The sequence below is a fragment of the Mesorhizobium sp. WSM1343 genome (genome assembly GCF_055901535.1).
This window is the reverse complement of the sequence record NZ_CM148370.1, coordinates 4,763,060-4,775,658: the sequence shown is the minus strand read 5'-3', so window position 1 is coordinate 4,775,658 and position 12,599 is coordinate 4,763,060. Positions and strand designations below refer to the sequence as shown.

The 12,599-nt window shown below is 62.6% G+C and carries 18 protein-coding genes; 10 read left to right on the top strand and 8 right to left on the bottom strand.

The features are described 5' to 3' along the window. Positions 1 to 8: 8 nt before the first annotated feature. On the bottom strand, positions 9 to 188 hold the full coding sequence (locus AC0NIL_RS23405) for a CsbD family protein (protein WP_024505721.1): 180 nt from the start codon (positions 186 to 188) through the stop codon (positions 9 to 11). A 198-nt stretch (positions 189 to 386) separates the two neighbouring features. Here AC0NIL_RS23405 and AC0NIL_RS23400 point away from each other — a divergent pair, with 198 nt between their 5' ends. From AC0NIL_RS23400 to AC0NIL_RS23370, 7 genes are all read left to right on the top strand, one after another. Beyond that, the gene (locus AC0NIL_RS23400) at positions 387 to 1,040 is read left to right on the top strand and encodes a glutathione S-transferase family protein (protein ID WP_063167709.1); all 654 of its coding nucleotides are present in this window, start codon (positions 387 to 389) and stop codon (positions 1,038 to 1,040) included. 427 nt (positions 1,041 to 1,467) lie between these two features. After that, the gene (locus AC0NIL_RS23395; protein WP_010915421.1) at positions 1,468 to 1,677 is read left to right on the top strand and encodes a cold-shock protein; all 210 of its coding nucleotides are present in this window, start codon (positions 1,468 to 1,470) and stop codon (positions 1,675 to 1,677) included. A 359-nt stretch (positions 1,678 to 2,036) separates the two neighbouring features. Continuing rightward, complete coding sequence (locus tag AC0NIL_RS23390; protein ID WP_013532399.1) at positions 2,037 to 2,264, top strand: hypothetical protein; 228 nt, start codon at positions 2,037 to 2,039, stop codon at positions 2,262 to 2,264. Further along, complete coding sequence (locus tag AC0NIL_RS23385) at positions 2,264 to 2,671, top strand: hypothetical protein (RefSeq protein WP_013532398.1); 408 nt, start codon at positions 2,264 to 2,266, stop codon at positions 2,669 to 2,671. The genes AC0NIL_RS23390 and AC0NIL_RS23385 overlap by 1 nt, the downstream gene beginning before the upstream one ends. A gap of 1 nt (position 2,672) precedes the next feature. Continuing rightward, positions 2,673 to 2,840 carry a hypothetical protein gene (locus tag AC0NIL_RS23380; RefSeq protein WP_013532397.1) on the top strand — a complete coding sequence of 56 codons (168 nt, stop codon included), beginning with the start codon at positions 2,673 to 2,675 and terminating at the stop codon, positions 2,838 to 2,840. A gap of 55 nt (positions 2,841 to 2,895) precedes the next feature. Next, a complete protein-coding gene (locus tag AC0NIL_RS23375; RefSeq protein ID WP_032809400.1) occupies positions 2,896 to 3,216 on the top strand; it encodes a YkgJ family cysteine cluster protein in 321 nt (106 codons plus the stop codon). A gap of 81 nt (positions 3,217 to 3,297) precedes the next feature. Then, complete coding sequence (locus tag AC0NIL_RS23370; RefSeq protein WP_027163317.1) at positions 3,298 to 3,909, top strand: LysE family translocator; 612 nt, start codon at positions 3,298 to 3,300, stop codon at positions 3,907 to 3,909. Between the two features lie 95 nt (positions 3,910 to 4,004). Here AC0NIL_RS23370 and AC0NIL_RS23365 read toward each other — a convergent pair whose 3' ends face one another. Genes AC0NIL_RS23365 through AC0NIL_RS23355 form a run of 3 tightly spaced genes read right to left on the bottom strand, consistent with a single transcriptional unit; the run spans position 4,005 to position 5,896 of the window. Then, positions 4,005 to 4,391, bottom strand: a complete 387-nt coding sequence (locus AC0NIL_RS23365) for a nuclear transport factor 2 family protein (RefSeq protein WP_027163316.1) — start codon at positions 4,389 to 4,391, stop codon at positions 4,005 to 4,007. 16 nt (positions 4,392 to 4,407) lie between these two features. Then, on the bottom strand, positions 4,408 to 4,854 hold the full coding sequence (locus tag AC0NIL_RS23360; protein ID WP_027163315.1) for an OsmC family protein: 447 nt from the start codon (positions 4,852 to 4,854) through the stop codon (positions 4,408 to 4,410). A gap of 34 nt (positions 4,855 to 4,888) precedes the next feature. Beyond that, on the bottom strand, positions 4,889 to 5,896 hold the full coding sequence (locus tag AC0NIL_RS23355) for a zinc-dependent alcohol dehydrogenase family protein (protein WP_027163314.1): 1,008 nt from the start codon (positions 5,894 to 5,896) through the stop codon (positions 4,889 to 4,891). Positions 5,897 to 5,998: 102 nt separating this feature from the next. On the opposite strand from AC0NIL_RS23355, the gene AC0NIL_RS23350 reads away from it, so the two are divergent. Continuing rightward, complete coding sequence (locus AC0NIL_RS23350) at positions 5,999 to 6,607, top strand: TetR/AcrR family transcriptional regulator (protein WP_027163313.1); 609 nt, start codon at positions 5,999 to 6,001, stop codon at positions 6,605 to 6,607. Between the two features lie 93 nt (positions 6,608 to 6,700). Here the strand turns inward: AC0NIL_RS23350 and groL are convergent, their stop codons facing one another. From groL to AC0NIL_RS23335, 3 genes are all read right to left on the bottom strand, one after another. Beyond that, entirely contained in the window at positions 6,701 to 8,356 is a 1,656-nt protein-coding gene (gene groL, locus AC0NIL_RS23345; RefSeq protein WP_224620301.1) for a chaperonin GroEL, read from the bottom strand. Positions 8,357 to 8,418: 62 nt separating this feature from the next. Further along, complete coding sequence (gene groES, locus AC0NIL_RS23340) at positions 8,419 to 8,715, bottom strand: co-chaperone GroES (protein ID WP_006203049.1); 297 nt, start codon at positions 8,713 to 8,715, stop codon at positions 8,419 to 8,421. Positions 8,716 to 8,878: 163 nt separating this feature from the next. Beyond that, positions 8,879 to 9,676: a class I SAM-dependent methyltransferase gene (locus AC0NIL_RS23335; protein WP_013532388.1), complete on the bottom strand. Its 798-nt coding sequence runs from the start codon at positions 9,674 to 9,676 to the stop codon at positions 8,879 to 8,881. Here AC0NIL_RS23335 and AC0NIL_RS23330 point away from each other — a divergent pair. After that, positions 9,675 to 10,643, top strand: coding sequence for an ATP-grasp domain-containing protein (locus tag AC0NIL_RS23330; RefSeq protein WP_224620299.1), 969 nt, complete (start codon positions 9,675 to 9,677; stop codon positions 10,641 to 10,643). The genes AC0NIL_RS23335 and AC0NIL_RS23330 overlap by 2 nt on opposite strands. Before the next feature lie 8 nt (positions 10,644 to 10,651). On the opposite strand, the gene AC0NIL_RS23325 is transcribed toward AC0NIL_RS23330, so the two are convergent. Continuing rightward, complete coding sequence (locus AC0NIL_RS23325) at positions 10,652 to 11,278, bottom strand: TetR/AcrR family transcriptional regulator (RefSeq protein WP_027163205.1); 627 nt, start codon at positions 11,276 to 11,278, stop codon at positions 10,652 to 10,654. A gap of 124 nt (positions 11,279 to 11,402) precedes the next feature. On the opposite strand from AC0NIL_RS23325, the gene AC0NIL_RS23320 reads away from it, so the two are divergent. Further along, entirely contained in the window at positions 11,403 to 12,590 is a 1,188-nt protein-coding gene (locus AC0NIL_RS23320; RefSeq protein ID WP_027163206.1) for an MFS transporter, read from the top strand. Positions 12,591 to 12,599 lie beyond the last annotated feature (9 nt).

Here is a 12,599-nt window from a genome sequence, read left to right as displayed (position 1 = left end):
ATGTCGGATCAGAGCGCCTTCTTGACCTTGTCCTTGACGTCGCCATAGGCCTTCTGCACCTTACCGGCGGTCCGGTCGCCCGTGCCTTCGGCCTGGGTCTGCCTGTTGCCGGTTGCCTTGCCTGCGGCTTCCTTGACCGAGCCCTTGACCTGCTTGGCCACGCCCGCAACCTGATCCTTATTCACCATTTTTTGCGCATCTCCTGGGGCTCTGAATTCGGAGGAATTCATTTGCGGTAGCTAACGAGCCGGCGTCGGTTAGGTTCCAGGCGTCGCCCGGACGGCAGATCAGGTCGCGCGGCCGCCGCCCTGGGGCAAGGCTGGTGGGCTAGGCTGCGAACACGTGTCGACCATGGAATTTGGATGGCCGTGCATGCGGGGAGAAAAATGGCTGAATTCACGCTCTATATCGGCAACAAGTGTTTCTCCTCATGGTCGTTGCGGCCATGGCTGGCGATGAGGCATCTGGAGATCCCGTTCGAGGAAGGTTTCGTGCGGCTGCGCACGCCTGAAACCTTTGCCAATCTGGCGAAAGTGTCGCCGACCGGTCAGGTGCCGGTGCTGAATCACAATGGCAAGATCGTCTGGGAAACCCTTGCTATCCTTGAATATCTCGCCGACCTGTTTCCCGAGAAAAAGCTCTGGCCGGCCGATATCGACGCCCGCGCGCTGGCGCGTTCGGCCGCGAGCGAGATGCATTCCGGCTTTCGCGAGGTCCGCTATGGCTGGCCGATGAATTTGCGCCGGCCGAAGGGCCACAAGCCGCTCGACGCCGAGGGCGAGGCGCAACGCGCCCGCATCGAGGCGCTGTGGCGCGAGTGCCGGGAAAAATACGGCAGGGGCGGCCCGTTCCTGTTTGGCCATTTCACCGCGGCCGACGCCATGTATGCGCCTGTCGTCACCCGTTTCGACACCTATGGCGGCACGCTTGCGCCGGATACGCGCGCCTATCTCGACGCCGTGCTGGCAACGCCGGCGATGCGGCACTGGTATGCCGAGGCGGCCAAGGAGAGGTGGCCGGAACCCGGGCCGGACGAATAGCCGGATCCAACGAAAACGCCCCTCGCACCTTTTATCGTGCGGGGGGCGTCTTTGCCATCAACCGTTCTTTCGATTGCTCTCACGAACTGCTGACGACAAGGCATAAATGCGCCTTTGCGTGGATGGTTCCTGGATGCCAGAAAATTTTTTCAACTTGGCGCAAGCGCGCTGTTTGGCGCCCGGTTTGCCGTCATGCCAGCTGGTTTGGCCTGGTGTTTTGGGAGAAATCCGCATCTGTGGCTTTATGCAAATTTGACAGCGCGCCAAAAGAAGCCTACAAGCAAATCGTCGATATTTGTTTGACTGACTTTTGTTATCCGCGCTTTCGAGCGCGCCTTTGACGAACTTCCCACATCAAAAATCGGGACAAACGACGTTGTGCATCCGCATGGCGTCGAACGAATATTTGCCATGGAAAGGGTTCGTCATGAGCACCGGCACAGTTAAATGGTTCAACGCCACCAAAGGTTTTGGTTTTATTCAGCCTGACGACGGCTCGGCCGACGTTTTTGTCCACATCTCGGCCGTAGAGCGCGCCGGCATGCGTGACATCGTCGAGGGCCAGAAGCTCGGCTACGAGATGGTCCGCGACAACAAGTCGGGCAAGATGTCCGCCGACCAGTTGAAGGCGGCCTGAAAAACGAATTCTGCTCTCCCGGTGACCACGGATGTACTGGCACCGGTGAGTGGCGAATTCGGGCGCATGGCCGCGGCGACCTGAGTTTCCACGGCATATCATGTGCATAAGCAGGGCGTTCCCGTGCGGTGCATCCTTTTGGATGTCATCTGGTTGCGCGACGCTCTCATGGAAGGTCAGGCGGTGCCTGGCCTTTTTCATTTTCCGCGCCTTGCCGCCGAAAGTGCGCTGCGCGCCGGCCTGGACGTGCTAAGGGACGCTCCAGCAATTTGAATTCGCCGCGCGTGTTGCTTTGTGCGTGATCCTGACCGAAGACCCGGTCTCGCTCCATCGGCACAGGCTCCTGACAGGAGAAAGATTTGACCACCAGTTCAAAGACAACCGTCGATCAGGCCGTGTCCCTGTTCAGCAAGACGCAAACCCAGTCGATGTCGCTCAACCGCATCAATTCCGAGCGCGACGCCGTCAGCGAGGCACGCGAAGCCAAGACCGCGCGTCTGCGCGAATTGCGCCTGGAGAAGGAGGCCGACGAGATGGCCGCCGCCGCCGCGCTAGCCGCTTTGCCGAAGCGGGCCGGACGACGCTGATGGCCACCAAACGCGTACCGCCAACACCGATCGCCGCCGACGCAACCATTGCCGATATGGTCGAAGGCCTCGACAAACCGGTCGAATTCGTCCGGCGTGTGCTGGAAAAGCTCGAACGCTGCAAGCGTGCCCACGGTGATGCCCAGGTTCGCGTCGGCGTGCGCGGCCGCGCCGAATGCCCGAACTACCTGATCGAGTATGTCCGCGAAGACGCCAAGACCCATGAGCGGGTGACGTATCAGGACGCCGCCTACAGCGGCAGCACGCATCGCGAGCTGGCGGCCCATCACATCGAGGCGGTGAAAAACTGGTCGCCCGAGGAAATGAACATCACGGCCGTTTCAGCGCTGATCGGCCGCCTGCGCAATCCGCGCGCGCCATCATCGCGCTTCGCCGACGAGGACTGACATGGCCATAAAATTCTCCTCCAAGGATCAGCCGGCAGCCTCGGGTGCCGCGGCAAAACCGGCCAAGCCGGTTGCCGCGCCGAAAGCCGGCGACGCCACCGAGGCGGCGACCGACCTGTTCAAGTCGCCGGCGGATTCGCCGAAGGGCAAGACGGCCAAGAAGAAATAGCGCCTTGCCGCAAGACGCAGATCACAACCCCGCCGCGCCAGGGCTGTCCGCCCTGGTGGCCGCCGCAAGCGTTTTGTCGTCGCAACAGGGCACCTTCGATTGCCAAAGCTGCGGTGCCTGCTGTTCCTATTCGGCCGAGTGGCCGCGCTTTTCCACCGAAGATGACGCACAGCTCGACCGTATCCCGGAAAAATATGTCGCATCCGACCTGTCAGGCATGCGTTGCGAGGGCGTGCGCTGCTCGGCGCTGTCCGGCGAGATCGGCAAGTCGACCGCTTGCGGCATCTACGACGTGCGGCCGGACGTCTGTCGCGCCTGCATGCCCGGCGACGAGGAGTGTCTGATGGCACGCCAGGCGCTCGGATTACCGGTGTAGCCAATCTCCCGTCGCCTCCGCTTGTGCGCCGACCCGCAGCCCGGTACCTTCCTGGCCGGGTAGGGTGCCGGAGGAACCATCGTGAGCATCGAATTTCTGTTGACGTCCCTGATTGTCGTGGCTTCGCCCGGCACCGGCGTTCTCTACACGCTGAGCGCCGGCCTCTCGCGCGGGGCGCGGGCTTCGATCATCGCCGCCTTCGGCTGCACGCTCGGCATCATCCCGCACATGGCCGCCGCAATCACTGGCCTGGCGGCGCTGCTGCACACCAGTGCGCTCGCCTTCGAGACGCTGAAATATCTCGGCGTCGCCTACCTGCTCTACATGGCCTGGAACACGTTGAAGGAAAAGGGCGGCCTCAGCGTCGAGCAGGATGTGACGCCGCGCTCGGCCGGCAAGGTGATTGCCACCGGTATCCTCGTCAACGTGCTCAATCCGAAACTGTCGATCTTCTTCTTCGCCTTCCTGCCGCAGTTCGTCAGCACCACCGAGCCCAATGCGCTGTCGAAAATGCTGGAACTGAGTTCCGTCTTCATGCTTTTGACCTTCGTGGTTTTCGTCGGCTACGGCATCTTCGCAGCCTCGATCCGCAGCCATGTCGTCTCGCGGCCAATGGTGTTGACCTGGATGCGCCGGACCTTCGCCGGCGCCTTCGTCATGCTCGGCGCAAAGCTGGCGCTGGCCGATCGGTAGCGGGGAGCGGTTCAGTCTCGCTGATCCGCTCTCCTTTGTTGCGCTATTCCGGGCGAAAAGCGGTTATGCGCTTTCGGGGCATTGCTCGGGGCGCGCTACCCCTTCACATAGCCCATCGCTTCGACGATCCGCCCATCGGCCACACGCATGAGGTTGACGCCGCGCAGCGAATTGCCGTCGGTCATGAAATAGCGCCAGCGGATCGTTGCCCGGTCACCGGCAATGAAGGTTTCCTCGATATCGAAGCGCGTGCCGGCCTGGGTCGCGATCGCCGTCCAAAGCCCGACGCACGCTTCCTTGCCGGCATGGCGGGCGCCGTCCGGCGCCGGCACGGTGTTCTCGATCACGCAATTGTCGGCCACCAGCTCGGCGAGTGCCGAAGGATCATGGCGTTGGAATACGTCGTTGTAGCGCCGCATGATCTCGGCCGTCTTCTGGGACAGACCGTACGCGTTTGCGTCCATGACAATCTCCTGTGTCATCTTCTTTCTCCTGGCTTCATTGACCTTTGGTGGCTTCGACGAGCGTTGCCTTGAGGGTGATCTGAGACACGCCGCCAAGGGCCCGCGAGACGAGGCAGCCCGCCTTGGCGGACTGTGCAAGGCGCTCGAATTCATCTTCGGCAAGTCCCGCGACCTCTGCCTCGGTTTCGAGTTCGATGCGGGTGATCGTCGGACCGGCAGCGGTTGCGCCAAGATGCACCTTGGCGACGGTGCTGATGCTTGTCGGGACATGATTGGCGTTGCCCAGCATGGCGCTCAGCGCCATCGAGAAGCAGCCTGCATGCGCCGCGGCGATCAGTTCTTCCGGGTTGGTGCCCGGCCCGTTCTCGAAACGCGACGGGAAGGAATAGGCGCCTTCGAAGACGCCGCTGCCGAGCCGCAACCGGCCCGAACCTTCCTTCAGCGTCCCTTGCCACTTGGCCGAGGCTTCACGAATTGTCATGGTCGTTCTCCCTTGGGTTTGAGGACTCGATGGGTCAGGCGCCGTCGATGATCACCTTCCCAACGACGTCGCCCTGCTGGAAAAAGCGGTAGGCATCGCCGGCCTCGGTGAAGGCGAAGACCTTGTCGATGACGGGCCGCAGGCGGTGCTGCGAGACGGCGCGCAGCATGGCTTCGAGATTGGTCCGGCTGCCGACGAACAGGCGGCTGATGGTGGCGAGGCTGCGCTGGTAGAGTGCCGCCGGCAGCTGGATCGATCCGCCTTTCGCATCCTGCAGCGTCAAGAGCACGATGTGCCCGTAAAGCGTGCTGGCGATCAGCGACTGCGCGAAGGTCGCCGGGCCACCGGTCTCGACGACGAGATCGATGCCGCCGGTCTGGTCGCGGACGGCCGCACCCCATTGCGGCATATCCGGTGTCGAAATCACCAGGTCGGCGCCCAGCGCCCGCAGCCTGTCGGCTTTCTCGCCGCGCGAGGTGACGACGGCGACATGGCAGCCGAGCAGCTTGGCGAACTGCAATGCAAAGAGCGAGACGCCGCCCGAGCCGATGACCAGAACCCATTGGCCGGGCTTCGGAATTCCGGCGCCCGTCACCGCATTCCAGGCGGTCAGGCCGGCGCAGGTCAGCGTTGCGGCCTCTTGCCAGTCGAGATGATCGGGCAGCCGCACCGCCCATTGTTCGTCGAGAACCGCATATTCCGCCAGCATGCCGTCCAGCGTGCAGCCGAGCTGGTCGACGAGCCCGGCATGGATGCGGCCGTCGATCCAGCGCGCGAAATAGCTGCCGGTGACACGGTCGCCGACGGCAAAGCGGGTGACGGCAGCGCCGACGGCGACAACCTCACCAGCCCCGTCGCTCAGCGGAACGACGCCTTGGCGTGGCGGCAGCGGATAGGTGCCGTTGAGGATCATCGTGTCGCGTCGGTTGAGCGATGTGGCGCGAACGCGCACCACGATCTCATGCGGTTTCGGCTCTGGCTGCGCCGCCTCGCGCATCACCAGGGATTCGGTCCCGGATCCTTCGAGGCGGTAGTTGCGCATTTCGTTCTCCTCAAGGAATATATAGACTGATCTACATATTATGTAGACCGATTGTCATATTCTGCGCAAGGCCTATAATGATTCCTACTGACAGAGGTTGACATGGCCAACGACACCCGCACCCGCATACTCGAGACGACTGGGCTGCTGCTCAGGCAGCGCGGCTATCACGGCACCTCGCTCAACGACATATTGAGCGCCAGCGGCGCACCGCGGGGCTCGCTGTATTTTCATTTTCCCGGCGGCAAGGACCAATTGGTCATCGAGGTGACGCGCGCCAGCGTTGCCGACGTGACGGAGAGGCTGGGCGAAGCGCTGGCCGCCGAAAAGGATCCGGCGGTAGCCGTCCATCATATCTACCAGTCGGTGGGGCGCATGCTGGAAGACAACCAGTTTTCACTCGGCTGTCCGATCGCGCCTGTCGTGCTGGACTCGCCCACCGACGTGCCGGAACTGGCGGAGTTGTGCCGCTCGGCCTTCGAACAGTGGATAGGCCTGCTGCGGGACGCCTTCGTCAGGGCAGGGGTGCCCGCGCGCCGCGCGCATGCATTGGCACTACTGGTCGAATCGTCACTGGAAGGGCTGATGGTGATCGCCCGCGCCACCCGAGACCGCGCCCCGGTACAGGCCGTGGCCGATGAGGTCGCGGCGTTGATCGAAGCCGCGGTGCTTGATGGCGAGGTAAAGCAACGCGCGGATGCCGCCGTCTGAGAACCGACGGAGGCGCGGCGATCGAGGTCCGCGTAAACGAAAAGGGCGGCATCTCTGCCGCCCTTTCCGTATCTGAAGGCTGATAGGGCTGGATTAGAAATCCATGCCGCCCATGCCGCCCATGCCGCCGCCCATGCCGCCAGGCATGCCGCCGCCGCCAGCCGACTCCTTCTTCGGAGCCTCCGCGATCATGGCTTCGGTGGTGACCAGCAGGCCGGCGACCGAGGCCGCGTCCTGGAGAGCGGTGCGAACGACCTTGACCGGATCGACGATACCCATGGCGATCATGTCGCCATAGTCGCCGGTCTGGGCGTTGTAGCCGAAGGTCGCGCCCTTGTTCTCAAGGATCTTGCCGGCAACGATCGATGCTTCCGCACCGGCGTTGGCCGCGATCTGGCGGGCCGGAGCCTGCAGCGCACGACGAACGATGTTGATGCCGGCGGCCTGATCGGCGTTGACGCCGGTGGCCTTGATGTTGGCCGAAGCGCGCAGCAGCGCGACGCCACCACCAGCAACGATGCCTTCTTCCACGGCCGCGCGGGTCGCGTTGAGGGCGTCATCGACGCGGTCCTTCTTTTCCTTGACTTCGACTTCCGTCGCACCGCCGACGCGGATCACCGCAACGCCGCCGGCGAGCTTCGCCAGACGTTCCTGCAGCTTCTCCTTGTCGTAGTCCGAAGTGGTCTCTTCGATCTGCTGCTTGATCTGGGCAACGCGGCCCTGGATCTCGGCCTTCTTGCCGGCGCCGTCGACGATGGTGGTGTTCTCCTTGGAGATCGACACCTTCTTGGCGCGGCCGAGCATGTTGAGGCCGACGTTCTCGAGCTTGATGCCGAGGTCTTCCGAGATGACCTGGCCACCGGTGAGGATGGCGATGTCTTCCAGCATGGCCTTGCGGCGATCACCGAAGCCCGGCGCCTTGACGGCAGCGATCTTCAGGCCGCCACGCAGCTTGTTGACGACCAGCGTGGCCAGAGCCTCGCCTTCGACGTCTTCCGAGATGATGAGCAGCGGCTTCGAGGTCTGCACGACGGCTTCGAGAACCGGCAGCATGGCCTGGAGGTTGGACAGCTTCTTCTCGTGCAGGAGGATGTAGACGTCCTCGAGCTCGGCAACCATCTTGTCGGCGTTGGTGACGAAGTAGGGCGAGAGATAGCCGCGGTCGAACTGCATGCCTTCGACGACTTCGAGTTCGGTCTCGGCGGTCTTGGCTTCTTCAACCGTGATGACGCCTTCGTTGCCGACCTTCTGCATCGCTTCCGCGATCATCTTGCCGACCGACTCGTCGCCATTGGCCGAGATCGTGCCGACCTGGGCAACTTCCTCGGAGGTCTTGATCTTCTTGGCAGCCTTGCCGAGCGCCGAGACGACTTCGGTCACGGCCAGATCGATGCCGCGCTTCAGGTCCATCGGGTTCATGCCGGCGGCAACGGCCTTGTGGCCTTCCTGGACGATCGACTGCGCCAGAACGGTCGCGGTCGTGGTGCCGTCGCCGGCGATGTCGTTGGTCTTCGAAGCAACTTCGCGGACCATCTGCGCGCCCATGTTCTCGAACTTGTCTTCAAGCTCGATTTCCTTGGCGACGGTGACGCCGTCCTTGGTGATGCGCGGGGCGCCGAACGACTTGTCGATGACGACGTTGCGGCCCTTGGGGCCGAGCGTGACCTTCACCGCGTCGGCGAGGATGTTGACGCCGCGCAGCATGCGCTCGCGGGCATCACGGGAGAATTTTACGTCTTTGGCAGCCATTTTTAGCTCCTGGCAGGGGCTTCGATCGAGCCCGGGAATTCAGTTGACGGAAAGGCCTGATATCAGCCGATGATGCCCATGATGTCGGATTCCTTCATGATCAGAAGGTCTTCGCCATTGAGCTTGACTTCGGTGCCCGACCACTTGCCGAACAGGATGCGGTCGCCGGCCTTGACGTCCAGCGGGACCAGCTTGCCAGCTTCGTCACGAGCGCCGGAGCCGACAGCGATGATCTCGCCTTCCTGCGGCTTTTCCTTTGCCGTGTCGGGGATGATGATCCCGCCAGCGGTCTTGGATTCGGATTCGACCCGGCGAACGACCACGCGGTCATGAAGCGGGCGGAACTTCGACTTTGCCATTTTTTCTTCCTCGATGAGAACGTGAGAAACAGTTCCTCCATCCGGCGGCGCCGGACATGTGGTTAGCACTCACCAAAGGCGAGTGCTAACGTGGCGCTGAAATAGGCTGGCGGCGCGCCGGAGTCAAGGCGCTCGGAGCGCCTCTTGGCGCATGATGATGAACTTACCGGTGCCTGGCCGAACCGAGCACCAGAAGCGGGCACCGTTCCGCCAGCGGATAGCTTCCGCTCGGCACGACGCGCACGTCGCCGAACCAGTTGGCTGCCTCGTTGGTCAGCGTGGCCAGCGTCGCGAAGCTGTAGCTTATGTCCGAGCCTGCATAGACGTCGATCGTGTTGATCGAGCTCATGCTCCATCCTGTTCGCGCGGCAAGAGCTTCGCGGTCCGGAAACAGTCTGCCGAATGCATCGCGGATCGTTGCCACCTTGATGGTAAAATCGCGGTCGTCGGTCGTACACGCCATCGCAATCCGCCATTTGAGCGCGTGGAAATTCTCGATCCCGCCGGCCAGAACCAGAGCTTCGATGCCGCACAGATCGTCCGCCGTTTCCGGTCGTGCGAAGACGCGGATCGCTGCGCGCCTGCCAGGCTTCAGCACCCTGGCGACCTCGCCAAACAACGAACTGCGCGCCGCCTGGGAAGCGACCGCCGACAGGCATCCGTCGCCGATGACGGCGTCGATGCTTGCGCGGTCCACGGGCAGGTTAAGCCAGTTGCCGGCGATTGCCCGTCGCGAGCCGTCGTCGCCAGCCCATACGCCGGAAATCATGGCCGCCGACTGGTCGACCGCCAACATCGACTTGCCCAGAACTGCCAATTCCGGGGTAACCCCCAAGAGAAGGACATCGGCATTTCCGAGATCAAGTTCGCGATCGAATATAGCGACGGTTTCCGCTGTCGGCCGGAGCGGCGCTTCCAGAAGTTTCCAATGGCGGTGGTAATCGTCCCAATGATTTGTCATGCAATTCCATTGGCCCCCTGCACGCCTGGATTTTGGATATCACCGGGGCTTAATAGAGGTCGTTGGACAAGCCAAGACATTTCAAGGCATCTACAGACAGTCCAGGAGGTGGATAGTGGCGCGTATCGCCGTGATAACGCATGAGCATGACAGGTTCCTGGGCAGGCGCGATATTCTGCTGCGCAGGAGCAGCCCATACATGCTGTTCGACATTCTTGCGGAATTGAAAAGGCGCGGCCATTCGGTTCGGGTTCAGCAAGGCCTGTCGAAGCCGGTCAGCGCCGATATGGCGGTATTGCATGTCGATGCCACGGTGACGCCCACGGACTATGTCGACTATGCCCGGAGTTTTGCATTCTGCCTCAACATCGGCGCCGCCGACATATCCAAACGGCGGATCAGTGGTGCATTGATCGACAAAACCGACAGCTGGCAAGGTCAGGTGATCGTCAAAAGCAATCTCAACAATCGGGGAATCCCGGAGACGCTCCTCAACCGGCGATCCGAGCGCGCGGGCAAACAGCCGCCGTTTCCGCATTTGCCAATCTTGCACCCCTATGAGATCCACGGATCTCTCGGCGACGTTCCAGACGGCGTCTTTGATTGCGACGATCTCGTCGTGGAAAAGTTCATTCCGGAGAGAGAACCCGACGGTTTTGCTGTTCGTTTCTGGGTGTTTTGCGGAGAGCGAGAGCGCTGCACCCGCTACGTCTCCCCGAACGGCCTGGTCAAGGCATCGGAGACGATCCGGCGCGAGCCCGTCCCGGTGCCCGACGAACTGCGTGAGCGCCGGCGTGAACTCGGCTTCGACTATGGAAAATTCGATTTCGTCATGCATGAGGGCAGGGCCATCCTCCTCGATGCGAACAAGACTCCCGGCCGTCCGCAAAATCTCGTCAAGATGTTCGCGGCCGGCGCTTCGGATCTGACACACGGCTTCGAAGGCCTCGTCCATCGGGCGAAATAGGCGCGGCTCTAGAGGAACAGCCGCAGCTGCGTGTGAATGATAGACCGGTAATCCTCGATGGTCCGGCGGCTTTCCGCTTCGCCCTCGGCAAGCGCCAGGCGCACCACGCCGCCGGCGAGCTGGAAGATCAGCAGAACCATGCGTTCGAACTGCTCGCGCCTCTCGGGCTCCAGCAAGGCGATGACATGGTCGCAGAACATTTTGGCTTGGTGCCGCGTTTCGGCGAGGTCGAGGTTCTTGAGCGCCTTGTCGGCCTGGATGGCGTTCTGCAGATCCTGGATGGCCGGATCGCCGGCGACACGGCTGAGATAATCATCGAGCAGCCGGTCAGCGGCCACGATGACATCTTTCGCCTCGTGGATTTCGGCGATGATCGTCGTCAGCCGTGCCCGGCTGACCTCTGAAAACCGCTCATAGAGCATCGCCAGGATCGCCGATTTGTTGGGAAAGTAGTGGTAGACGGTGGCGATTGGCCCGCCCGCCAGCATGCCGACCTCCTTCATAGTGACGGCGTCGATACCCTTTTCCCCGATCAGCCGCATGGTCGTCGACAGGATCGCGTCGATGCGCTCGCGGCTGCGTTCCTGCTTGGGCTTGCGCCTCGGCTCGGTCGCCATTCTCTTCAATTCCGTCATGCACCGATCTTTCGCACGGTTTTTAGATTCCGGTTGACAAGAAATATGATCAAGTATCAGTTTCTGAAATACTGACAGGTTGTCAGCTTTTTTGCCGCGCGGCAAGGACGTTGGGGAGGCGCCTTTGGCTTCGACAGATATCGGCCACGCAGGCAGTGGCGACTGGCTGGTCGGCAATCCGACCGGCTGGCAGCTCGCCTCGGCCCTGTGGATCGGTTCGGTCGGCCTGCTCATCCTCGGCCTGCAGCCGGTGCTGCTCGGAGCTCTCTACACCGAAGGCCATGTCAGCGGCGACGAACTGGCGCTGGTCGCCACCGCCGAGATGATCGCCATTGCCATCGGTTCGGCCGTCGTGGCGATGCTGCTTTCGGCCCACAATATGCGCTGGAAAAGTGCCGTCCTTCTGCTGCTGCTGGCGCTGGCCAATGTGTGGACGGCCTATGCCGCGAGCGCCAACATGCTGATTGCGGCCCGCGCCCTTGCCGGGCTCGCCGAGGGCGGTCTGGTCGCCATCGCCACCGAACTGATCGCCCGCTCGCGGCGTGCCGAGCGCATCGGCGGCTATTTCGTCACCATGCAGACGCTGGCGCAATGCGCGCTCGCCCTGTTGCTGGCGCTCTATGTCATCCCGGCCGCAGGGTCGGCGGGTGGCTTCATCGTTCTTGCCGTCGTCTGCGTCGTGTCGCTGGCGGTCGCTTTCACTGTCCCAGGTGACTATGCCGACCTGCCCAAGGAAGAGAATCTGGCCAATGTGCTGACGGTTTCCTCGATGACCGCGCTGCTGTCGGTCTTCTGCTACTTCATGTTCTTCGGCGCGGTCTGGGCTTTCCTGGAGCCGCTAGGCGCGCAATACGGCATCGATGGCCGCACCGTCGGCCTGATCGTCTCGGCCAGCCTCGCGGTGCAGGTCCTGGGGGCGATGACGGCGACCGCGTTCGAGGCGCGCATCGATTATCGCCTTGCCATCGCGGCGATCGGCGTCGTGGCGCTTGTCAGTTCCCTGGTTCTTGCCAGCAGCCCCGGCCTGACGACGTTCTGGGTCGCTGCCCTGGCCATGGGCTTTATCCTGCTGTTCATCGTGCCCTACCAGATCCGTCTGGCGATCACCGCCGACGAGACGCGCACCGCCGTGCTGCTGGTGCCGGCAGCCCAACTGTTCGGCCTGGCGATCGGGCCGATTGCGGCGTCGCTGCTCATCGACGGCAAGGATTTCCGGCCGGTGCCGGAATTCGCCGCCGCCAGCGCGGTGGCAAGCGTGGCGCTGCTCGGTCTCTTCGTTCTTGTGTCACGTCGCCGTCGTGCGGTTGCCTGAGCGGGGAGC